This is a genomic window from Actinomadura sp. KC216, from assembly GCF_004348535.1.
Taxonomy (GTDB): domain Bacteria; phylum Actinomycetota; class Actinomycetes; order Streptosporangiales; family Streptosporangiaceae; genus Spirillospora.
In genome coordinates this window covers 1-22,281 of sequence record NZ_SMJX01000029.1, presented here as the reverse complement: position 1 = coordinate 22,281, position 22,281 = coordinate 1, and the positions used below count along the sequence as shown (strand labels likewise).

Annotated in this window: 16 protein-coding genes; 10 read left to right on the top strand and 6 right to left on the bottom strand. The window is 72.1% G+C overall.

The features are described 5' to 3' along the window. The first annotated feature begins 439 nt into the window (after window positions 1-439). Both E1264_RS07795 and E1264_RS07790 read left to right on the top strand, forming a co-directional pair. Window positions 440-2,386: a hypothetical protein gene (locus tag E1264_RS07795; RefSeq protein ID WP_132171088.1), complete on the top strand. Its 1,947-nt coding sequence runs from the start codon at window positions 440-442 to the stop codon at window positions 2,384-2,386. A 126-nt stretch (window positions 2,387-2,512) separates the two neighbouring features. After that, window positions 2,513-3,553, top strand: a complete 1,041-nt coding sequence (locus E1264_RS07790; protein ID WP_165964059.1) for a hypothetical protein — start codon at window positions 2,513-2,515, stop codon at window positions 3,551-3,553. Here E1264_RS07790 and E1264_RS07785 read toward each other — a convergent pair. From E1264_RS07785 to E1264_RS07765, 5 genes are all read right to left on the bottom strand, one after another. Then, on the bottom strand, window positions 3,531-4,373 hold the full coding sequence (locus E1264_RS07785; protein WP_132171084.1) for a phosphatase PAP2 family protein: 843 nt from the start codon (window positions 4,371-4,373) through the stop codon (window positions 3,531-3,533). The two genes, E1264_RS07790 and E1264_RS07785, sit on opposite strands and share 23 nt — an antisense overlap. After that, the gene (locus E1264_RS07780; RefSeq protein WP_132171082.1) at window positions 4,373-5,377 is read right to left on the bottom strand and encodes a hypothetical protein; all 1,005 of its coding nucleotides are present in this window, start codon (window positions 5,375-5,377) and stop codon (window positions 4,373-4,375) included. The genes E1264_RS07785 and E1264_RS07780 overlap by 1 nt, the downstream gene beginning before the upstream one ends. Before the next feature lie 116 nt (window positions 5,378-5,493). After that, window positions 5,494-6,450, bottom strand: coding sequence for a sulfite exporter TauE/SafE family protein (locus E1264_RS07775; RefSeq protein WP_132171080.1), 957 nt, complete (start codon window positions 6,448-6,450; stop codon window positions 5,494-5,496). Between the two features lie 128 nt (window positions 6,451-6,578). Beyond that, window positions 6,579-8,063, bottom strand: a complete 1,485-nt coding sequence (gene cysC / locus E1264_RS07770; protein WP_132171077.1) for an adenylyl-sulfate kinase — start codon at window positions 8,061-8,063, stop codon at window positions 6,579-6,581. Window positions 8,064-8,198: 135 nt separating this feature from the next. Beyond that, on the bottom strand, window positions 8,199-8,906 hold the full coding sequence (locus tag E1264_RS07765; protein ID WP_132171075.1) for a class I SAM-dependent methyltransferase: 708 nt from the start codon (window positions 8,904-8,906) through the stop codon (window positions 8,199-8,201). 262 nt (window positions 8,907-9,168) lie between these two features. On the opposite strand from E1264_RS07765, the gene mfd reads away from it, so the two are divergent. The 6 genes from mfd (at window position 9,169) to E1264_RS07735 (ending at window position 18,512) form a co-directional block, all read left to right on the top strand. Then, window positions 9,169-12,771, top strand: a complete 3,603-nt coding sequence (mfd, locus tag E1264_RS07760) for a transcription-repair coupling factor (RefSeq protein WP_132171073.1) — start codon at window positions 9,169-9,171, stop codon at window positions 12,769-12,771. Between the two features lie 60 nt (window positions 12,772-12,831). Then, window positions 12,832-13,506, top strand: a complete 675-nt coding sequence (locus tag E1264_RS07755) for a hypothetical protein (RefSeq protein WP_132171071.1) — start codon at window positions 12,832-12,834, stop codon at window positions 13,504-13,506. Then, window positions 13,503-14,477, top strand: coding sequence for a MazG family protein (locus E1264_RS07750; RefSeq protein ID WP_132171069.1), 975 nt, complete (start codon window positions 13,503-13,505; stop codon window positions 14,475-14,477). The genes E1264_RS07755 and E1264_RS07750 overlap by 4 nt, the downstream gene beginning before the upstream one ends. A 70-nt stretch (window positions 14,478-14,547) precedes the next feature. Then, entirely contained in the window at window positions 14,548-17,049 is a 2,502-nt protein-coding gene (locus E1264_RS07745) for a transglycosylase domain-containing protein (protein ID WP_243710811.1), read from the top strand. Window positions 17,050-17,204: 155 nt separating this feature from the next. After that, window positions 17,205-18,161: an NADP-dependent oxidoreductase gene (locus E1264_RS07740; protein ID WP_132171067.1), complete on the top strand. Its 957-nt coding sequence runs from the start codon at window positions 17,205-17,207 to the stop codon at window positions 18,159-18,161. A 96-nt stretch (window positions 18,162-18,257) separates the two neighbouring features. Next, window positions 18,258-18,512 (top strand): hypothetical protein, encoded by a 255-nt coding sequence (locus tag E1264_RS07735; RefSeq protein ID WP_132171065.1) that lies wholly within the window; start codon window positions 18,258-18,260, stop codon window positions 18,510-18,512. A gap of 22 nt (window positions 18,513-18,534) precedes the next feature. Here the strand turns inward: E1264_RS07735 and E1264_RS07730 are convergent, their stop codons facing one another. Beyond that, window positions 18,535-19,878, bottom strand: coding sequence for a HAMP domain-containing sensor histidine kinase (locus E1264_RS07730; protein WP_132171063.1), 1,344 nt, complete (start codon window positions 19,876-19,878; stop codon window positions 18,535-18,537). Between the two features lie 451 nt (window positions 19,879-20,329). On the opposite strand from E1264_RS07730, the gene eno reads away from it, so the two are divergent. Both eno and E1264_RS07720 read left to right on the top strand, forming a co-directional pair. Next, window positions 20,330-21,613 carry a phosphopyruvate hydratase gene (eno, locus tag E1264_RS07725; protein ID WP_132171061.1) on the top strand — a complete coding sequence of 428 codons (1,284 nt, stop codon included), beginning with the start codon at window positions 20,330-20,332 and terminating at the stop codon, window positions 21,611-21,613. Between the two features lie 160 nt (window positions 21,614-21,773). After that, window positions 21,774-22,235, top strand: a complete 462-nt coding sequence (locus E1264_RS07720) for a septum formation initiator family protein (protein ID WP_132171059.1) — start codon at window positions 21,774-21,776, stop codon at window positions 22,233-22,235. The last annotated feature ends 46 nt before the right edge of the window (window positions 22,236-22,281 follow it).

Sequence of the window (22,281 nt, the reverse complement as noted above, 5' to 3'; positions counted from 1 at the left end):
CCGCCGCGCGAACTGCCGGGCCGATGGGGCTGGCTGCTGGATGAGGTGGGGGGCGTGGCGTCGCGGTCACTATATCGATTCGGCGGGCATGCTTCCGACAATCGGCGTGCGCCCGGACATCACCGGCGCGGATCCGATGTATGTGGACGGGGCCATTCCTCCCGCGTCCGTCACCGTCCGTTATCGCCCTGTCGCCGCGTGCCGTCCGGGTGCCGGATGTGGCCTGGCGGCCGGGCCGAGCCACCGCTATGCTACCGCAGGCTCCCCCCATAGGTATCAGTCGGGTAACTCTCGTCTCAAGAGCATGTACCTGCGACACGATGGGCGCATTGGTCACCACTTTCTTCTTACCGATGATTTCCCCGCCAAGGAGGCATAAGTGTCGCGTCTGCGCCGTGAAACCGCGGTTGCGGTGACGGCATTGGCAGGGATCGGCCTCGTGGCCGCCCCCCAGTTCGCCGAGGACCGCCAGGTCCCGGTCGTCGCCAGTGCCGCGCTCGCCGCCGGGAAGATGCCCGTCGAGACGCCCTACGGCGGAACCCCCAACATCGAGCCGAACCAGGGCGGCTGGGCCGGCGTGGTCTACGCGATGGCCCAGGTCGGCGACAAGATCATCGTTGGCGGGAAGTTCCAGTCGGTCAAGCAGGGCGAGACGACGTACCCGGTGACCCACCTGCTGGCCATCAACGCGACGACCAAGCGGCTCGACCCGTCGTTCCGTCCGCAGCTCGACGGCACGGTCGAGGCGCTCGCGCCCGGCGCGGACGGCAAGTCGGTGCTCGTCGGCGGCAAGTTCAACAAGGTCAACGGCGCCGCCCGGCCGAAGCTCGCCCGGCTCGACGTGGCCACCGGCAAGGAGACCGCCAACGGCACCTGGAAGACGCCGGGGATCCAGGGCGGCGCGGTCTTCGACATCGAGGTGGCGAAGGGCAGGGTGTACATCGCCGGGCAGTTCACCTCGGTCGCGGGCGCGAACCGCAAGGGGCTCGCGGCGCTCAGCCAGACGACGGGCGGCCTGTCGACCAAGTTCGGCATGGTCCCGTTCACCGGCGTCCACAACGGCGGCACCTCGCGCGTCCGGCGGATCGAGGCCACCCCGGACGGCACCAAGATGTACGCGATCGGGAACTTCCGGACCGCCGGCGGTCAGGAACGGCGCCAGTTCGCCCGGCTGACCCTCGGCGACGCCACCGACGCGCTCGACACGAACTGGAAGACCGACGGGTTCGCCTCCTCGTGCGCGACCGTCTTCGACAGCTACGTCCGCGACATGGCGATGTCGCCGGACGGCAAGTACGTGGCGGTCGCCACGACCGGCGGCCCGGGCGGCACCACCCAGCTCTGCGACAGCGCGACCCGCTGGAACACCGATGACAGCGGCCTGAACGTGAAGCCGGTGTGGACGAACTACACGGGCGGCGACACGCTCGACTCGATCGCGATCTCCGATTCGGCGGTGTTCGCCGGCGGGCACCCGCGCTGGTCCAACAACCCGCTGGGCCGCGACAGGTCCCGCTACGGCGCGGTGACCCGGCCGGGTCTGGCCGCGCTCGACCCGCGCAACGGCATCCCGTTCTCCTGGAACCCGGGCCGCGACCCCCGCGGCGACGGCGCGTGGTCGCTGCTGGTGACCGACGATGGCCTGTGGGTCGGCAGCGACACCAACTACTTCCTGCCGCCGTCGTCGCAGAAGTTCCGCGGGAAGATCGGCTACTTCCCGTTCGCGGGCGGCTCGACGCTGCCGGAGGACGTGACCAAGCAGCTCCCGGGCAAGGTGTACGTCGCCGCGCCGGGGACGGTCCTGCAGCCCAACAAGCTCGTCTCGCGCACCGTCAGCGGCACGACGGTCGGCCCCGAGGTCACCGAGACCGTCGCGGGCGGCATGAACTGGTCGGACGTGCGCGGCTCGATGCTGATCGACGGCGTCCTCTGGTACGCCAAGGCAGACGGCGCGCTGTACAAGCGCACCTTCAACGGCACCGCGGTCGGCGCCGAGCAGGTCGTCAACCCCTACGCGGACGCGCAGTGGGACGCCGACGAGCCGTCCTGGAAGGGCACCGCGCCAGACTTCTACAGCGCGGTGGCGGGCGGCCTGACGCTCGGGATGTTCTACGACAACGGCCGGATGTACTACACCCGGACCGGCAGCGACTCGCTGTTCTACCGCTCCTTCACGCCGGAGAGCGGGATCATCGGCTCCGAGAACGTCGCGGTGAGCTCGGGCTGGTCGAACGTCCGCGGGATGTTCGTCTCGGGCGGCAAGCTCTACTACGTCGCCCCCGACGGCAAGCTGAACGCGGTGACGTTCACCGGCGGCGTGCCGAGCGGAAGCCCCACCGTGATCAGCACGGAGGACTGGCGAGGCCGCGGCCTGTTCGTCGGCTGATTGGCAGCCCCGGCCGATCCGTAACGCGGTACAGATGTTGGGCCGGGCGCCCGCCCGAATACGGTGGGCGCCTGGCCCTTATCTACGACGCCCTTTTGTGCGACTGGAGTTCTGTTTTTGTTTGCGATGACGAGGAAGGTGCGCTGGGCCCTCGCCGCGGCGGCGAGCGCCGTCGCGTTGGTGGTGGGCGTCGCGATCGGCATCTCCATCGGGGAAGAGCCCGAGAAGGGCCCCGGCTGCGCGGTCTCCGCGAAGCTGGTGCCGGAGTGCGGCCGGTGGTGGGGCGTGGCGCCGGGCGTGTTCACGACCAAGTCGACGGAGAAGGCCCTCGCCGACTGGGAGGACAAGACCCGCCGCCCCGCCGACGCCATCCACATGTACCACCGGGACGGGGAGATCTTCCCGACCGACCGCCAGATCGCGATGGCGCGCGACGGCGCCCGGCCCCGGCTGCTGTTCCTCAACTGGAAGCCCGAGCTGGGACGGACGTGGGCGCAGGTCGCCGCCGGTGACCCGGTGGTCGACCGGCACATCGACGATGTCGCCCGCCGCATCCGCGACGTCTACCCCGACCGGTTCTTCCTCGCCGTCCACCACGAGCCCGAGGAGGAGGTCCGCCCGGCGCCCGGGTCGGGCTTCACCGCCCGCGACTACGCCGCCATGGTCCGGCACGTGGTCAAGCGGCTGCGGGACGGCGGCGCGGACAACGCGGTGACCGTGATGGCGTACATGGGCGTCCCGAACTGGGGCGCGCAGCCCTGGTTCAACGACCTCTACCCGGGCGACGACGTGATCGACTGGGTCGCCGCCGACCTGTACGCGGACAAATGGGTGAACGACTTCGCGACCCTGGTCAACAAGACGCGCCCGGACTATCCGGCATGGCCCGGGTTCTATGAATGGGCCTCGAAGCGGTTCCCGGAGAAGCCGCTCATGCTCGCCGAATGGGGCACCGTGAACCGCAAGGACGACCCGGATTTCAGCCGGCGGTTCTTCGCGTCCGTCCCGCGGCAGCTTCCGAACTACCCCCGGCTGAAGGGGCTCCTCTACTTCGAGTCGCCGAAGACGCCCGTGGGTGACACGAGGTGGAACGCCACGGGCGCCTCGGCGAACGCGTTCCGGCAGATCGCCAGAATGCCGGACTTCAACCGCCTGACGCCGCCCTGACCGGCTCGCGCTCAGCGTCCCCGGACGGGCGTTCCCCGTCCCCGGGCTCGGCGAGCAGCGACCAGCCCGCGAACACGAACACGGCCAGCAGCAGGTAGCCGTAGATCCAGCCGGCGTACACGTCGGTGATCCAGTGCTTGCTGAGGTGCCAGCGCGTGTACCCCTCAAGGAACGCGAACGCGGCGAGCCCGCCCCACACGATGGCGCGCAGACGGGGACCCGCCCTCATGTAGGACAGCGTGATCAGCACGATCACGCCGTAGATCGAGATCAGCCGGGCGCACCCGCCCGACGGGTAGGTGCCGAGCGTCGTCGGCGGGTGGCCCCGGTCGACGAGCTTGGCGAGCCCGGTCTGCTGGAACCGCTCCACCAGGATGACCGTGCCGATCAGCAGCATCGGCACCCACGGGCGGCGGCGCAGCCGGAGCGCGACGAGCGTCAGGACGACGGCCGCGCCCAGCCCGACGAACCGGGTCTCCCACACGTTCCCCGACCGGGTGATGAGATTCATCGCGTCCGTCCACGCGCCGGGCCGCACGTGGCGCTGCGCGAGGTCGAACATCGGGACGTCGTGGGCGTTCAGGAGCCGCTGGCACAGCTCCCCGAGGGGCAGGCACACCGCGGTCACCAGGAACGTGCCCGCGCCGAGGAAGACGACGAAGGAACCGGTCGGGCCGAGCGTCCGGTCGAGCTGCGCGCGGGCGGTGCGCAGCCGCACGACCGGCCCCGCGCCGGCGCCCGCCGGACGGACCGTCCAGACGTACCCGAGGACGAACGAAAGGATCATGCCCAGCGCGCAGAACGCGATGAGCGCGGCCATCAACGGGCCTCAGGGCAGTCGTCGCCGCTCGCGGGGCCGCCGGGCCGCGGATGCGGCGGGTTGCCGCCCCCGGGTGGCGGGACGCTCCCCGGCGGGACGGAGCCCGGCGGCGGGACGGAGCCCGGCGCCTGCGGCCGTCCCTGCGCGGCGGCGCCGGGGCCTCGGGAGGCACCCGGCCGCCGACCGCCCGGACCTGACGCGCCGGACGCGGGTCCGCCGGCCGGGGAGAGCGCGGGCTTCCGCTTGCGGCGGAGCAGGAACACCGCGCCGCCCGCCGCCACGGCCACGGCCGCCGCGCCGCCCGCGATCAGGCCGATCGGGGACCCCTCGTCCTCCGGTGCCGCGCCGGGGTCGGTCGCGGCCTTCTCGTCGGGCGGGGGCGGGGGCGTCGCGACGGGGCTCTCCGTGCCGACGTCCGGCCCGGGCCCGGCCTTGCCGGGCGCCGCGCTGCCCGCGTTCTGCGCGAACAGCGAGAGCTCGTTGATCAGGCTCCCGCCGCCGCTGCGCCGCGCGCTCGCCCACGCCTTCGCGGTCGTGCTCGGCGCGAAGCTCCACGAGTAGGCGCGCACCGTCTTGCCGACCACGACGGCGTAGGTGCCCTTGCGCTTCACCTGCTGGTAGATGTCCACGATCAGCTGGTTGAAGGCGGTGTTGCGGGCGGGCAGCGTCCCGGCCGGGAAGATCGCGATGTAGACCGGGAGGCGGGCGCGCTCCAGCGGGCTGCGCAGCCGGTCGAGCTGGCCGTCGCTGAGGTCCTGGACGCCGGGGGCGATGTAGAGCCCGCCGTGCTCGGTGAGGCCCTGGACGACGTCCTCGAGGTCGATGCCGTTCGGAGCCGCGGCGAGCGCGCCCGGAACGGCCCGCGGCGCGGCCAGGGCCGCGGTGTCATCGGCCTGTGCGGCGGGCGGCCCGGGGACGGCGAGCAGCGCCACGCAGGCGGCCAGGACGGCGGGCGTCAGGCGGCGGACTCGCCCTGCCTGGACGCGCCGGATGGAATGCGGCATCACGGATGACGGTCCTTCTTGCTCAGGGCGGGGGGTTTCTCAGAGTGAACGGATAGGGGAACCACGGTACTGGTGGTTAGCGGGCTTCTGGTCGTGTTTCCGCCTATTTCCGGTGCTCAGCGGACGAGCTCGTCCGGCGGGACCGTGACCGTTTCCGCCTCGGCGCGGAGGGCCCGGGCCGTGCGGTGACGCAGGACGAGCCAGACGGCGCCGGAGACGGCGAGCAGGGCGGTCATCGTCCACGCCAGCGGGACGGCGCCCAGGCCGAACATCTTCAACGAGGACGCGACCAGGACGATCGTCAGGATACGGCGGATGATGCCGCCGGGGGCGCGCGAGGAGATCCGCGAGCCGAGGTAGACGCCGGGGATGGAGCCGACGAGCAGCGCGGCCGTGACCTCCATCCGGAAGTCGCCGAACAGCAGGTGGCCGATTGCGGCCGCGAACACCAGCGGGACGGCCTGCAGCAGGTCGGTGCCGACGAGCTGGTTGGCCTTCAGCGCCGGGTAGAGGGCCAGCAGCGCGACGATGATGAGCGAGCCGGAGCCGACCGAGGTGATGCCGACGACGAGCCCGCCGATCGCGCCGACCACCACGGTCGGCACCGGACGCACCTTGACCTTCGGCACCGTCCCGCCGCTCTTCCCCTCTGATTTCTCTTCCGTGGCGCCGGGGGCGGCGCCCGCGCGGCGGGACAGGTAGCCGCGCAGCACGAGGCCCACGGCGGCGATCATGAGCGCGGCGCCCATGGCCTTGCTGATGATGTCCTCGACCTCGCCGCCGTGGCCGAGCGCCCGCGCGAGCAGCACGCCGGAGAACGCCGCCGGTACCGAGCCCGCGCACAGCCAGCCGACCAGCCGCATGTCGATGGTGCCCTGGCGGTAGTGCACCGCGCTGCCGACGGGTTTCATCACCGCCGCGGCCACCAGGTCGCTGGACACGGCGGCGAGCGGGCTGACCCCGAAGAACGTCACGAGCATCGGCGTCATCAGGGCGCCGCCGCCCATGCCCGTCAGCCCGACGATGATGGCGACGAGGAACGAGCCCAGCGCCATCGTCCAATCGAAGTCCATCGGCATGACCTACCTGGTTTGTAGGGAAACTCGTCCATCAGAGTAAAGGAGGTCATCCAGACCTGGTAACCCTGGTATCCCCGAGCGAATCCCTAGGTTCGGTATTTATCGTGTTTCCGTAGCCGGATCTACGCGGAGCGTACCCAGCCGCCGTCCACCAGTAGATCGAGGACCTTCGCGACCGCCTCGTCCGGCGTCATCCGGGACGTGTCGAGCGTCAGGTCGGCGTCGTCCGGGTCCTCGTAGGGGTCGGAGATGCCGGTGAACTCGGGGATCACGCCCGCGCGGGCCTTGGCGTACAGGCCCTTGCGGTCGCGCCGCTCGCACTCCTCCAGCGGCGTCGCGACGTGCACGAGGATGAAGTCGCCGACGGCCGACACCATCCGGCGGACCTCCGCGCGGGTCGCCGCGTACGGCGCGATCGGCGCGCAGATCGCGGTGCCGCCGTGCCGGGTGATCTCGGCGGCGACGAACCCGATGCGCCGGATGTTGAGGTCGCGGTCGGCGCGCGAGAACGTCAGGCCGGACGACAGCATCCGCCGCACGACGTCGCCGTCCAGCAGCGTGACCGTCCGGCCGCCGCGCTCGATCAGCGCGTCGGCGAGGCCGCGCGCGACCGTCGACTTCCCCGACCCCGACAGGCCGGTGAAGAACACCGTGATGCCGCGCGACAGCTTCGGCGGCCGGGCCAGCGCCAGCTCGGCGGCGACCGCGGGCGGGGTGAACCAGTCGGGGACCGGCTCGCCGGCGTCCAGCAGCTCGTTCAGCCGCTCCTGGGTCAGCTCGGCCTGGACGTGGTCGGGCTCGATCCGCGCGACCGGCCGCCAGACCTCGACGTCGGCGTCGTAGGCCCACGGCTCCGGCACGACCACCGGGATCGCCGTGTCTTCGACCTCGTGCTCGCAGAACAGGTGCGTGGCGCCGTAGGCGGCGGCGACGTGGGCCTGGAGGAAGACGTCCCGCTCCTTCTGGATGCCCTGCTCAGCGCGCGCCGGGAGCGGGACGGGGATGATCTGCGCCCCGTCCGGCAGCTCCTTGCGGACGCCGAGCAGCGCCCGGACGAGCGACTCGTCGTGCTCGCCGCCCAGCAGCGGCAGCACGAGGACGGACCCGGCGCCGAGCCGCTCGGCGACCTGCCTGAGCTGCCCGAGCTGCTTGCGGTGCAGCGGGTCGCGGACGGCCACCGCTAGAACGTTCCCTTCGACGGGCTCCAGCTCGTCGGGGCGGCGGCGCAGGCCGTGGAACGGCCCGTGGGCGGGGGCGCGGAGGGCCTCCAGCGGCCCGGCGAGCCGCCAGTCCCGGGTCGTCGGGTCCTGCCACGCCTCGTCCACCTTCAGGACGGCGACCGGCACGCCCTCCGGGTCTTGCAGGACGATCCGCTCCTGGTCGGTCAGCTCCTTCGGGACCGACAGCGTGACCGGGACCGGCCACGGGGTCCCGTCGGCCAGCCGCCCGCCGGCGATCACCATGGCGGTGTCGTAGGAGCCGAGGAACCCGGTCAGCGGCCGGTACACGCCGGCGAGGACCAGCTCCAGGTCGGCGAGCTCCACCGGACCCGGGGTCCAGGCGGGCAGGTCGCGCAGCGTGTCGGGAAGGCCGGGCTCGGCGGTCACCGCGATCTCCGATCTCGCGTCAGCGCCGCCGGGCGGAGCGCGGCGGCCGGACTGAACAGAATGAATGGAGTTTCCGCAGGAAAAATACTGCGCCGCGCCGGGCGCACGCACCACCGCCCCGCCTGTGCGGGGGAGTCAGATGACCCTGGCGAAACGGTTCTCTGGCTTGCGGATCACGAGCGTGACCTCGCTGTGGTCCGCCGGAAGGCGGCCCCGGCCGATCATCGAGACCAGCCGGCACAGCAGCTCGGCGAGGCCGGTTCCGGCCCCGAGGGCCTTGATCGCCTGCCGGGACGTGTACTCCTCGGCGATCACCAGCCCGCGCATGACGCAGTACCACTGCATCCCCGACCGCGACGCGACCCGGTCGTAGATCGCCGGGGGCAGGCCCGTCCGGCCGCCGACGTGCATCCAGTTCGGGACCGTGCGGTCGAGGAAGCCGAACGCGGTGTTGCGGTCGCGGAGCCGGACCAGCAGCAGCCCGCCGGGCTTCAGCGCGGCGACGAACCGGTCCAGGACCAGCTCGGCGTGCGGGACGCGCTCGATCAGGAACGAGGCGTGGACGATGTCGAAGGCGCGCGGCGGCAGCGGCACGGTCCGCAGGTCGCCGAGATGCCAGGCGTCCAGGTCGGGCCGCGCGGCGGTGTGGGCGCGCAGGTCGGGCGAGTCGATGTCGACGCCCGTGACGTGGTGCTCGCGGTCGCCGAGGTCCAAGCCCGTCCCCCAGCCGCAGCCCGCTTCCAGGATGTGGATCCGCTGCAGGGGCTTCTCTTGGGCGTACTGGCGAGCGCGTTGCGAGAAGAGATCGCCGTCGCTGACCGGCGGCGTACGCAGATCGGTCACAGTATCGCAGCGTAATCGCTCGACTGCGTTCCGTCCGCTATTTGCCTATTCTTGGTAATGGCCGTGTCGCGCTGCGTTGCCATGCTCGTCCCTCGGCCGTCCTGTCCATGAGCTGCGGCATCGCCTGAACGAGCGGGTGCGGCGGCGCGTACCCTGGAATCCGGTACCGGGATCCGCGTGGGATTCCGGGTTTTCGGGCTGCCCTGCTCCCGCTGACGAACGGCCCCGCTGACGAAACGGCCTGCTCACGGAAACGGCGAAGATGACGCTTTCTGGACTTGTTGATCTCGCGTGCACCGATCCCGGGTTGGAGCGCGCACTCAAGGCGGCGCGGACGGATCAGGAGATCGTCGCGCCGTCCTCGCTGTGGCCGATCCTGGCGGCGGCGCTGAGCCGCCGCGTCGCCGGGGACGCCGGCGGCGGTGTGGTCCTCGCGGTGACCGCCACGGGACGCGAGGCCGAAGACCTGACCGCGGCGCTGTCGAGCCTCCTCGACCCGGACCGCGTCGCGCACTTCCCGGCGTGGGAGACGCTGCCGCACGAGAAGCTGTCGCCGCGCTCCGACACGGTCGGGCAGCGCATCGCCGTGCTGCGCCGACTCGTCCACCCCGGCGCGGGCGGCCCGCCCACCGAGGAGGGTCTCGGCGGCGCGGGCAAGGGCGGGGCGCTGGACGTCGTCGTCACGCCGATCCGCGCCGTGCTCCAGCCGATCGTGTCCGGCCTCGCCGACCTGGAGCCCGTCCGGCTGGTGTCCGGCGAGGACGCCGACATGGACGACGCCGTCCGCAGCCTCGTCGACGCCGGGTACCACCGCGTCGACCTGGTGGAGAAGCGCGGCGAGATCGCGGTGCGCGGCGGCATCCTGGACGTGTTCCCGCCCACCGAGGAGCACCCGCTCCGGGTGGAGTTCTGGGGCGACACCGTCGAGGAGATCCGCTACTTCAAGGCCGCCGACCAGCGTTCCCTCGAAGTCGCGCAGGACGGGCTCTGGGCGCCGCCGTGCCGCGAGCTGCCGCTGACGGAGCAGGTCAGGGAGCGCGCGAAGCGGCTCGCCGAGGAGCACCCGGCGCTGGAGGAGATCCTCGGCCGGATCGCGGACGGCGACACCGTCGAGGGCATGGAGGCGTTCTCGCCCGTCCTCGCCGAGAGCATGGAGCTGCTGACCGACCTCCTGCCGGACGGCTCGGTCCTGCTGGTGTGCGAGCCGGAGCGGATCCGCACCCGCGCGGAGGAGCTCGTCCGGACGAGCCAGGAGTTCCTGGAGGCGAGCTGGGTCAACGCCGCGGCCGGGGGAGAGGCGCCGATCGACCTGGGCGCCGCCGCGTTCCGGTCGCTGGAGGAGGTCCGCGCGCACAGTACGGAGCTCGGGCTGCCGCGATGGGGCGTGACAGCGCTGAACCCCCTGACGGCGAGCGGAGCGAGCGCGGGGGGTACAGGGGGGTCGTCCCCCCTGAGTGATGAGGGGGACGCGCTCAATCTGGGCGTGCAGCCGGCGGAGGCGTACCGGGGCGACACGATGCGGGTCGTCGGCGACCTCAAGGGCTGGATCGAGGGCGGCTGGCGCGTGGTGATGGTCACCGCCGGGCACGGACCGGCGGAGCGGCTCGTCCAGCTCGCCGGGGAGGAGGGCGTCGGCGCGCGGCTCGCCGACCTCGCCGGGCCGCCCGACCCGTCGGTGGTCACCGTCACGACGGGTCTGCTGGAGACCGGGTTCACCTGGGAGTCGGTCAAGCTCGCGGTGCTGACGGAGACCGACCTGTCGGGGCAGAAGTCGTCCACCCGGGACATGCGGCGGATGCCGTCGCGGCGGCGCGGCGGCATCGACCCGCTGCAGCTCAAGGCCGGCGACTACGTGGTGCACGAGCAGCACGGCGTCGGACGCTACGTCGAGATGGTCAGCCGGACGGTGCAGGGCGCCACCCGCGAGTACCTGATCCTGGAGTACGCCAAGAGCGACCGGCTGTTCGTCCCGACCGACCAGCTCGAGGAGCTGACCCGCTACGTCGGCGGCGAGGCCCCGAGCCTGCACCGGCTCGGCGGCGCCGACTGGCAGAAGGCCAAGTCCCGCGCCCGCAAGGCCGTCAAGCAGATCGCCGGGGAGCTGATCCGGCTGTACTCGGCGCGCATGGCGAGCCCGGGCCACCCGTTCGGCCCCGACACCCCGTGGCAGCGTGAACTGGAGGACGCGTTCCCGTACGTGGAGACGCCCGACCAGCTCGCCGCGATCGACGAGGTCAAGCAGGACATGGAGAAGCCCGCCCCGATGGACCGGCTGATCTGCGGCGACGTCGGCTACGGCAAGACCGAGATCGCGGTGCGGGCGGCGTTCAAGGCCGTCCAGGACGGCAAGCAGGTCGCGGTGCTGGTGCCGACGACGCTGCTGGTGCAGCAGCACATGTCGACGTTCACCGAGCGGTTCGCGGCGTTCCCGGTCGTGGTGAAGCCGATCAGCCGGTTCCAGTCCGACAAGGAGATCGAGGAGACGCTGCGCGGGATGGCGGACGGCACCGTCGACGTCATCGTCGGCACGCACCGCATCCTGTCGTCGCAGACCAGGTTCAAGAACCTCGGGCTGGTGATCATCGACGAGGAGCAGCGGTTCGGCGTCGAGCACAAGGAGGAGCTGAAGCGCCTCCGGACGCAGGTGGACGTCCTCGCGATGTCCGCCACCCCGATCCCGCGGACGCTGGAGATGGGCCTGACCGGCATCCGGGAGATGTCGACGATCCTGACCCCGCCGGAGGAGCGGCACCCCGTCCTGACGTTCGTCGGGCCGTACGAGGAGAAGCAGATCGCCGCGGCGATCCGCCGCGAGCTGCTGCGCGAGGGCCAGGTGTTCTTCGTGCACAACCGGGTCCGGTCGATCAACAAGGTCGCGGCGAACCTGGCGAGGCTCGTCCCGGAGGCGCGGATCGGCATCGCGCACGGCCAGATGAACGAGAACGAGCTCGAAAAGGTCATGGTCGACTTCTGGGAGAAGAACTACGACGTCCTGGTCGCGACCACGATCGTGGAGTCCGGGCTGGACGTGCCGAACGCCAACACCCTGATCGTCGACCGCGCCGACATGTACGGCCTGTCGCAGCTCCACCAGCTCCGCGGGCGCGTCGGGCGCGGCCGGGAGCGCGCCTACTCCTACTTCCTCTACCAGCCGGAGCAGCCGCTCACCGAGACGGCGCACGAGCGGCTCGCGACGCTCGCGCAGCACACCGAGGTCGGCGCCGGGATGTACGTCGCGATGAAGGACCTGGAGATCCGCGGCGCGGGCAACATCCTCGGCGCCGAGCAGTCCGGGCACGTCGCGGGCGTCGGGTTCGACCTGTACGTCCGGATGGTCGGGGAGGCGGTCCGGGACCTGAAGGAGGGCGGCCGCGAGCCGGAGACCGTCGAGACGAAGGTCGAGCTGCCCGTCGACGCCCACCTGCCGCACGAGTACGTCCCGGGCGAGCGGCTCCGGCTGGACGCCTACCGCCGCATCGCCGCGATCACGTCCGAGGACGAGATCGGCGCCGTCCACGACGAGCTGAAGGACCGGTTCGGGCCGCTGCCCGTCCCGGTGCTGAACCTCCTCGAAGTGGCGCGGTTCCGGACGAAGGCCCGCCGCGCCGGGCTCGCGGACGTCACCGTCCAGGGCAACTTCATCAAGTTCACCCCGGCGCGGCTGCCGGACTCCAAGCAGGTCAGGCTCCAGCGGCTGTACCCGAAGAGCATCCTCAAGCCCGCGACCGACACCCTGCTCGTCCCGGCGCCGAAGACCGCCCAGATCGGCGGCCGCCCCCTCCGCGACCAAGACCTCCTCCGCTGGGCCACGGACCTGATCCAAGCGCTGTTTCTGGAGGCGCCCGCCGCCTCTGGCAGCCGGTAGTCTGGCGCGACCCAGCTGATCTACAACCCCGACGGGTGACGACGACGAGACGAGGTTTCCGTGGCTGGTAAGTCCGTGAAGGTCGCGGCGGCGGCCGGCGCCGCCGTGATCGCGGCCGGCGCGCTGACCGGCTGCGGCGCTTCGCCGAAGGTCGGCACCGCCGCGCTCGTCGGCGACGACCGCATCACCGTCACCACGCTCAGCCAGACCGTCCGCGACTGGCGCGAGCAGTTCCGGACCGACCCGCGCGCCAACGAGCTGCGCGCCAACCCGGGCAGCCCGGGGCAGCAGCTCGGCGGGGAGTCCGAGTCCGATCTGCGCGGCGCGCTGACCCTGATGATCAACTTCCGGGTCGCGGACGAGGTGGCGGAGAAGGCGGGCGTGACGGTCACCGGGGCGGAGGTGGACGGCGCCGTCGACTCGCTGAACCGGCAGGGCGGGGCCGCGTCGATCACCCTGGCCAGCGGGCTGCCCCGCGCGCACGTCCGCGACCTCGCCCGGCTGGTGGCCACGCAGCGCGCGGTGATGCAGCGGTTCGGCGCCGACCTGAGAAGCGAGCTGAGCCCGGCGACGCAGCAGGCCGGGCAGAAGTGGAACGAGCTGTTCCGCAGCACCGCGGACGGCATGGACATCGAGGTCAACCCGCGCTACGGCAGCTACGACCCGGGCCAGTTCGAGGTCGGGCCGGTCAGGTTCCGGCTGTCCAGCCCCGATTCGGGTACGCGGGGCGCATGAGCCTGACGCTGCTCGCGACCACGCACCGCGTGGCGCCGGGCCTGCTGACCTGGCGCGCGTGGGACGCGCTCCGGTCGGCGTCCGCCGTCCGGGTCCGGGCGGGGCATCCGCTGCTGCCCTCCCTCGCCGACGCCGGGATCGTCCCGGAGCTGGTGGACGAGCCCGACGCGGCCCTGCTGGTCGCGGACGCCCGCCGCGCCGACGTCCTGTGGATCGCCGCGCCCGAGGGCGACGAGGCCCTGATGCGCGGGATCGGGCACCTCGTGGTCGACGACCCGCTGGACGTGGAGGTGCTGCACGGGTCGTACGACCTGCCCGGCGCGCGGCTCCTCGACCTCGTCTCGGTGATGGACACGCTGCGCCGCGACTGCCCGTGGGACCGCAAGCAGACCCACGCGACCCTCGTCCCGTACCTGCTGGAGGAGGCGTACGAGGTCATCGACACCATCGAGTCGGGCGACTACGGCGCGCTGCGCGAGGAGCTCGGCGACGTGCTGATGCAGGTGGCGTTCCACTCGGTGGTCGCCGCCGAACGGGACGACGAGACCGCGTTCACCATCGACGACGTGGCGGGCGCGATCGTCGACAAGCTCGTCCGGCGGCACCCGCACGTGTTCGCGGACGTGACCGTCTCCGGCGCCGACGAGGTCAACGCCAACTGGGAGCAGATCAAGGCGGCGGAGCGGGCGGAGAAGAGCGGCGAGGAGGCCTCGGCGCTCGACGGCGTGCCGATGGGGCAGCCCGCGCTGTCGCTCGCCGCGCAGCTCCAGCGCCGCGCCGCCCGCATGGACGCCCCGCCGAGCCTCGCCGACGATCTCGCTGACACGGGCGATGACCTGGGCGAACGGCTTTTCGCGCTGGTCCGGGAGGCGGCGGAGCGGGGGCTGGACGCCGAGTCGGAGTTGCGGGCGGTTTCGCGGGTATTCCGCGATCGTGTCCGAGCCTGGGAGCGAGGGAACCGGTCCGACTGATTCGCGAGGTATCTACCCGAATATCGCGGATGGGGTAGTCCGGTGGGGTCGGCGCGTCTACTCTGAGCGCGTGTCGGCTGGGGCTGATGGTGACTCCGGGGACCCCGAAGTACTACAGGGCGTCCCCACGGGCGAGCGCGCGCCCGTAAGACAGGACGTCCTGACCCCGCCACGCCGCCCCCGGCGCGTGTTCACCGCGTCCACGACCCGCGCCCAGAAGGCCCGCGCGCTCCGCAACCTGTTCACGCTCGGCGGCCTCGCCGGCGGCCTCGTCGCGCTGATGCTGCTCCCCACCACCTGCGCCGCCGGGATCGGGGCCCGCGACGCCGCGAGCTGGTTCTTAAGGGAGCCGGAGGGGCTCACGACGTCCGGCGTCCCGCAGCGGTCCACGATCCTCGACGCTAGCGGCCGCACCATCGCCACGTTCTTCTACCAGAACCGCGTGGACGTCCCCATGGACAAGATCGCGCCCGTGCTCCGGATCGCCGTGCTCGCCATCGAGGACAGCCGCTTCTATAACCACGGCGCCATCGACGCGCAGGGCACGCTGCGGGCGCTCGCCAGCAACCTCGGCCACGGGCAGGTGACGCAGGGCGGCTCCGGCATCACCCAGCAGTACGTCAAGAACCTGCTGGTCACCCAGGCCGACTCCGACGCCGAGCGCAGGGCGGCGCAGGAGGTGTCCGCGGCGCGCAAGATCCGCGAGCTCAAGTACGCGGTCGCGCTGGAGAAGCGGTTCAGCAAGGACGAGATCCTCCGCCGCTACCTCAACATCGCCTACTACGGCGACGGCGCGTACGGCATCGAGGCGGCGTCGCGGCACTACTTCTCCAAGCACGCGTCCGAGCTGAACCTCGCCGAGGCGGCGCTGCTCGCCGGCGTCATCCGCTACCCCTACGCCTACGACCCGACGCAGCATCCCGAAGAGGCCCGCAAGCGGCGCAACGTCGTCCTCAACCGGATGGCCGAACTCGGCTGGATCGAGCGCGCCACCGCCGACGCCACCGCGCGGCTCCCGATCAGGCTGGACGTCGACGAGGTCAAGAGCGGCTGCGTGACCAGCAAGGCGCCGTTCTTCTGCGACTACGTCCAGCGGGAGATCCTCACCAACCCGGTGTTCGGCGAGACCGCCGAGGCGCGGGAGAAGCTGCTCAAGCGCGGCGGCCTCACGATCCGCACCACGATGGACCGGCGGGCGCAGAAGGCCGCGCAGCGCGCGGTGGACCGGCACGTCCCGCAGAAGAACTCCGCGGGCAAGGCGGCGGCGGAGGCGATGGTCGAGCCGGGCACCGGCGAGATCAAGGCGATGGTCGTCGACCGCCGGCTCGGCCCCGACAAGGAGCGCGGCAAGACCTGGATCAACTTCGCCGCCGACGCCAGCCACGGCTCCAGCATCGGGATGCAGGCCGGGTCCACGTTCAAGGCGTTCACGCTGGCCGCCGCGCTGGACGAGGGCATGCCGTTCGGCACCCGGCTGATGGCGCCCCGCAGGTACACGCCGGTCGGCTACCGCAACTGCAAGGGGCAGCGCGTCGGCGACGCGTCCAGGACGCTCGGCAACGCCGCCGACGGGGAGGGCGGCAAGAAGTTCAGCCTCGTCACCGGCACCCAGCACTCGGTCAACACCTTCTTCCTCGCGCTGCAGAAGGAGGTCGGCCTCTGCGACACGGTCAAGATGGCCGAGCGCCTCGGGATGCGGCAGGCCAGCGGGGAGCCGCTGGAGCAGTTCCCGTCGTTCACGCTCGGGTTCAACCCCGTCTCGCCGCTGCGGCTCGCGGCGGCCTACGCGGCGTTCGGCGCGCGCGGCGAGTACTGCAAGCCGATCGCGATCAGGTCGATCGTCGACGCGTCCGGACGCCGGCTGAAGGTGCCGCCGCGCGACTGCGACCAGGTGATGGACAAGGGCGTCGCGGACGCCGTCAGCCACGTGCTCAGCGGCGTCCTCACCAAGGGCACGGCCCGTGGCATGGGCCTCGGCCGCGACGCCGCCGGCAAGACCGGCACGGTCGACAACTTCTCCGCCGCCTGGTTCGCCGGGTACACGCCCGACCTCGCCGCCGCCGTCTGGGTCGGCGACCCGCGCGGCGGCTACAAGTACCCGATGGAAAGCCTCTGCATGGACGGCCGCTGCTACGGCTCGGTGTTCGGTGCGACGATCCCCGCGCCGATCTGGCGGCAGAGCATGCTCGGGGCGCTGGCCGACACGTCCCCGACCTCGTTCGTCCGGCCGCCGTCCCACTTCTTCAGCAAGGGGACGGGCGAGGAGAAGGTCGAGCTGCCCGACGTCCGCGGCATGAAGCCGGACGAGGCCCTCAGGAAGCTCCGCGAGGCCGGGTTCGAGCCCCGTATCGAGAGGCCCGCCGTCGAGTCCCGCGAGTACAAGAAGGGCACCATCGCCGAGATGGACCCGGGCCCCGGCAGGGCCGAGCCGGGCGAGACCATCGAGCTGCGCGTCAGCAAGGGCCCCGGGCCTCGCGACGGCGACCCGCCGGTCCCGCCGATCACCCCGCCGCCGACCTTCCCGCCCTTCCCGGCCGCGCCCGGCGACCGCTCCCAGCTCGCGCCACCCTGATCCAGAGCTGGCCTGACCTGCTGTTTTGTGTGATCGTCCGGCGTACGGGTAGATCACCGGTGGGGTGCTCACCCGCGTTGGGCGTCGCGAAACCTAAGCTGTGCGAAACAAGCGTGCGACATATGCGTGCGTATCCGTTCGGGGGGACGATCGTCATGCGAGCCATCGCCGTGTCCGAGTACGGCGCCACACCGGCGCTGATGAACCTGCCGCGCCCGGAGCCGGGTCCCGGGGAGATCCTGGTGAAGATGATCGCGGCCGGGCTGAACCCGTTCGACTGGAAGCTCGCCGACGGCATGGTGAAGGACTCCGTCGACACCACGTTCCCGCTGATCCTGGGCGTGGACGGCGCGGGCGTCGTGGAGGAGGCCGGCGAGGGCGTGACCCGGCTGCGGGAGGGCGAGCCGGTCTACGGGACGTTCGCCGCGATCGGCCGGGGCCTCGGCTCGTACGCCGAGTACGCCCTCGCCCGGGAGGACGGGCCGGTCGCCGCCATGCCCGAAGGGATGATCTACACGCAGGCCGCGGCCGTGCCGACCGCGAGCGGCGCCGCGCTCGGGATGGTGGACCAGGCGCGGGTCGACGAAGGGCAGACCGTCCTCGTCGTCGGGGCGACCGGCGGCGTCGGGCAGGGCGTGGTGCAGCTCGCGTCCCTCGCCGGCGCCAAGGTGATCGCCACGGCCCGCGACGACATGGCCGGGACGATGCGCCGCCTCGGCGCGGACGAGACCGTCGACCACACCCGTGGCGACGGGGCCGACGGCCTCAACGCCCAGGTGCTGGCCGTCCACAACGACGGCATCGACGCCGTCCTCGACATGGTCAGCGACACCCCCACCACCGAGGACATCGCGCAGCTGCTCCGCCCCGGCGGGACCTACGTCAGCTCCATCTGGGCGGTGAACCCCGACGCCATGGAGGCCAAGGGCCTGCGCGGCGTCAACCTGGAGGGCGGGCTCAGCTCCGGCACCCTCGACCGGCTCTCCGACCTCATCGACGCGAGCCAGTTCCGCGTCCAGGTCGAGCGCGAGGTCCCCCTGGAGGACGCGCCGGACGCGCTGGCCGCCAACCGGGCGGGCGGCGCGCGCGGCAAGACCGTGATCCGCATCTGATCCGCCGCCGGCGAGGCGCGGGTCGCCGCGGCACGTGTGATCCGAAGCACGGGTGAACCGTCCCGCCACGGGCATGCAGACCCACGGGAGGAACACATGAACCAGAGCAGCCCGGACGACGACCGCCCCGCCGGGGACGACCGGTCCGCCGACGACGACCGGCTCGCCCGGCTCCGCGACATCGACGCGTCCCTCGACCGCCTCCGCGCCGACATCACCCCGCCGCCCGCCGACGCCGGCGACAACATCGACTCAGGGCAGTACCTCGCCGCCCGGCAGGAGCTGGAGGGGCAGATCGAGCTGCTGGAGTACGAGCGCGAACGCCTCCGCGGCGAACTCGGACTCTCCTGACGCCCTTCTTTGAACCAGGGCTTCAGCGGGGGAGACGGAGAACGAACCGGGCGCCAGGGACGCCGTCCAGGCGGTCGGTGAGGACCAGCGAGCCGTTGTGCGCCTCGGCGATGTCGCGGGAGATCGCGAGGCCGATGCCGGTTCCGCCGGCGTCGCGGTGCCGGCCCTCCGCCAGCCGCGCGAAGCGCTCGAACACCCGCTCGCGGTCCGTCTCCGCGACGCCGGTGCCGTCGTCGATCACCTCGACCACGGCGGTGGACGGCTCCTCCACGCTGATGATGACCGTCACCTCGGACGTCGCGTGCCGGTCGGCGTTGTCGATGAGGTTCGTCAGCACCCGGGACAGCTCGCTGCGGCCGCCGTTCACCGTCACCGCCCCCTCCGCGAGGACGGTCACCTGGGTGCGGAACGGGCGGCGCAGCACCTCCTGGTCCGCCAGCTCGGTCAGGTCCACCGGCTCGCGCGGGAAGTTCCGGTCGGCCTCCAGGCGCGACAGCGCCAGCAGGTCGTCCACCACCGCTCCCACCCGGTCGGTGTTGATCAGGATGGCCTGGAGCGTGTCGCGGACGTCGGAGTCGTCCGGGGCCGACAGGGCCAGTTCCAGCTCCATCCGCAGCGCGGCGAGCGGGCTGCGCAGCTCGTGGGACACGTCGATGACGAACGCGCGCTGCCGCGCCACCGCCCGCTCCAGCCGGTCGAGCGTCGCGTTGATGCTCATCGCGAGCATCCCGACCTCGTCGCGGCGGGCCGGCACCGGCACGCGGCGCTCCAGGTCCGTCGCGGTGATCTCGTCGAGCTCCTGGCGGATGTCATTCACCGGGCGCAGGGTGCCGCCCACCGACCGCCACGTCCCGTAGCAGACGATGCCGGTGCCGACGAGGACGCCGATCAGCAGCAGCAGGGCGAGCTTCGGCTGCGGCAGCAGCCCCGGCTCGGGCGCCAGCGAGTAGACGTACTTGGCGTTCGCCCCCGTCCCCACGCGGAACTCGACGATGAGGAAGCAGGGCCCGCCGGGCAGGTGGCGGCTGCAGACGCGGCCCTCCCGGCGGTCGTCCCCCGGCGGCGGCGGGGGGAACCGCGGCGGCTGCCGGCCGCGCATCCGCGGGGACGCCGCGAGCACCCTGCCCCGCGCGTCCACGACCATGAGCAGCTCGCGGCCGGTGGCGCCGAGCTCGCGACCCGCGATCCCGGCGTTGACCGCGACCGACACGCGGCGGCCGTCCTGCGATATCTCCTGTATGGAGTCGTCCAGCGTCTGCTTCCGGGCGCCCGACAGCACCAGCCCCGCCATCGCCGTGGTCAGGCCGAAGGCGACCAGCGTCGAGGTGAGCGTCACCCGGAGCCGGATCTTGGGCGGGTGCAGCATGGTCCGCCAGAACCGGCCGCCCGCGGCCGGCTCGCCGCGCTCGCCGCGTCCGCCGCGCCCAGCGATCCTGGGCCGGGGGAGCCTGGGCCGGAAACGCCCTGGCCGGAGGCGCCGGTACCGGCGGCGCCTCGGCCGGAAGCGCGAGGACCGGACGCGTATGACGACCTCCCCGGGACGCTCCTGCCAGTACCTGATCTTTCTTGCCTGAAGCGGGCAAACACGACCGTGGGGGACGGGTAAAAGATCGTTCAGCCGGAACCGGGCGGGAACCGAGCCGGAACCGGCCCGGAACCGGCCCGGGACCGGCCGGGCGTGCCGTGAATGCTCCGCGATCGTCCGGTTTGTACGGGGTCGCACGGAAGACGGCGAGCCCGTTCGGCGGTGCGGGGGCCGCGCGGCTAGGCTCGGTGGCTGCACTCAGACACTCGCCATCATCATCAGGGGGTTCCCCGTGTCGTCGATCGAGGCCGTACTCGCCCGGGAGATTCTGGACTCCCGCGGCAATCCGACCGTCGAGGTCGAGGTGCTGCTCGCCGATGGGACCGAGGCGCACGCGGCCGTGCCGAGCGGGGCCTCCACCGGCCAGTTCGAGGCCGTCGAGCTGCGCGACGGCGGCGAGCGCTACGGCGGCAAGGGCGTCCGGAACGCCGTCCGGGCCGTCAACGAGACCATCGACGAGAAGCTCGTCGGCTACCCGGCGTCCGACCAGCGGCTGATCGACCAGCTCCTGGTGGACCTGGACGGCACCCCGGCCAAGTCGGCGCTCGGCGCCAACGCGATCCTCGGCGTCAGCCTCGCCGTCGCCAAGGCCGCCGCCGACTCCGCCGGGCTGCCGCTGTTCCGCTACGTCGGCGGGCCGAACGCGCACCTGCTGCCCGTCCCGATGATGAACATCCTGAACGGCGGCGCGCACGCCGACACCAACGTCGACGTCCAGGAGTTCATGATCGCGCCGATCGGCGCGGCGACCTTCGCGGAGGCGCTGCGCTGGGGCGCCGAGACCTACCACGCGCTGAAGTCGGTGCTGAAGTCCAAGAGCCTCGCCACCGGCCTCGGCGACGAGGGCGGCTTCGCGCCCGACCTGCCGAGCAACCGCGACGCGCTCGACCTGATCATGGAGGCGATCCGCAACGCGGGCTTCACCCCCGGACGCGACATCGCCCTCGCGCTGGACGTCGCCGCCACCGAGTTCCACGCCGACGGGCAGTACACCTTCGAGGGCGCCAAGCGGTCCTCCGACGACATGGCGGCCTACTACGGCGAGCTGATCAGCGAGTACCCGCTCGTCTCCATCGAGGACCCGCTCGACGAGGAGGACTGGCCCGGCTGGGAGGGCCTGACCGCCGCGGTCGGCGACCGCGTCCAGATCGTCGGCGACGACCTGTTCGTCACGAACCCCGAGCGGCTCGCCCGCGGCATCAAGGCCCGCGCCGCGAACGCGCTGCTGGTCAAGGTCAACCAGATCGGCACGCTCAGCGAGACCCTCGACGCCGTCGCGCTCGCGCAGACCAGCGGCTATCGCTGCATGATGAGCCACCGGTCCGGCGAGACGGAGGACACCACGATCGCCGACCTGGCCGTCGCCACCAACTGCGGCCAGATCAAGACCGGCGCGCCCGCGCGCAGCGACCGCGTCGCCAAGTACAACCAGCTGCTGCGCATCGAGGAGCTGCTCGACGACGCCGCCCGCTACGCCGGCGCCGCCGCGTTCCCGCGCTTTGACGGCCAGGGCTGACATGACGCGCCCCTGACCGAGCCCGGGGAGCCCGGTCCGAGACCGGCGACGCCGGGGACCGGAACGTCGTTCCGGTCCCCGCCACGGCCGGTTTTCGGACAGATGGCCCCGGCCGCACACCGGAGACACGCGAGTCCAGGACGACCACGCAGGGGACACGATGGCTGACGGCAAAGCCGCCCCCAAAGGCGGGCACGACGGCGACGACACCGGCCGCGAGGCCGCGCACGGCGGCGACGCGCGCCGCGGCAACCCAGCCCTGACCAGCCGAGCCGCCATCCTGGCGGTGGTGGTGTGCGCCATCGCGCTGAGCCTGGCCTACCCCGTCCGCGAGTACATCGCGCAGCGCAAGGAGATCGCGGAACTCCAGCGCAAGGAGGCCGTGGCCCGGCGGCAAGTGGAGATCCTTGCCCAACGCAAGCAACAACTGGGCGAGAAGTCGTACATTGAGCGTGAGGCGACGCGAAGGCTCCATTACTGCCGCCCTGACGTGAAGTGCTACATCGTCCTGGACGGCAGCGGAGGGGACGGACGGCAGGCCCGCAAGGGCGGACCGACGACCAGGCCGCCCTGGTACGAGACGCTGTGGCGGTCGGTCGAGTCCGCCGACAGGCCGCGCTGACCCGTCCACGGGTCCGGCGCGACGTGTTCGACCGGCGCCGAGGGAC

Bases quoted from the DNA above. Each gene is read 5' to 3' on its own strand.
- E1264_RS07790 (WP_165964059.1), top strand. From the start codon at position 2,513: ATGACGAGGAAGGTGCGCTGGGCCCTCGCCGCGGCGGCGAGCGCCGTC.
- E1264_RS07785 (WP_132171084.1), bottom strand. From the start codon at position 4,373: ATGGCCGCGCTCATCGCGTTCTGCGCGCTGGGCATGATCCTTTCGTTC.
- E1264_RS07780 (WP_132171082.1), bottom strand. From the start codon at position 5,377: ATGCCGCATTCCATCCGGCGCGTCCAGGCAGGGCGAGTCCGCCGCCTG.
- E1264_RS07775 (WP_132171080.1), bottom strand. From the start codon at position 6,450: ATGGACTTCGATTGGACGATGGCGCTGGGCTCGTTCCTCGTCGCCATC.
- mfd (WP_132171073.1), top strand. From the start codon at position 9,169: ATGACGCTTTCTGGACTTGTTGATCTCGCGTGCACCGATCCCGGGTTG.
- E1264_RS07750 (WP_132171069.1), top strand. From the start codon at position 13,503: ATGAGCCTGACGCTGCTCGCGACCACGCACCGCGTGGCGCCGGGCCTG.
- E1264_RS07740 (WP_132171067.1), top strand. From the start codon at position 17,205: ATGCGAGCCATCGCCGTGTCCGAGTACGGCGCCACACCGGCGCTGATG.
- E1264_RS07735 (WP_132171065.1), top strand. From the start codon at position 18,258: ATGAACCAGAGCAGCCCGGACGACGACCGCCCCGCCGGGGACGACCGG.
- E1264_RS07730 (WP_132171063.1), bottom strand. From the start codon at position 19,878: ATGCTGCACCCGCCCAAGATCCGGCTCCGGGTGACGCTCACCTCGACG.
- E1264_RS07720 (WP_132171059.1), top strand. From the start codon at position 21,774: ATGGCTGACGGCAAAGCCGCCCCCAAAGGCGGGCACGACGGCGACGAC.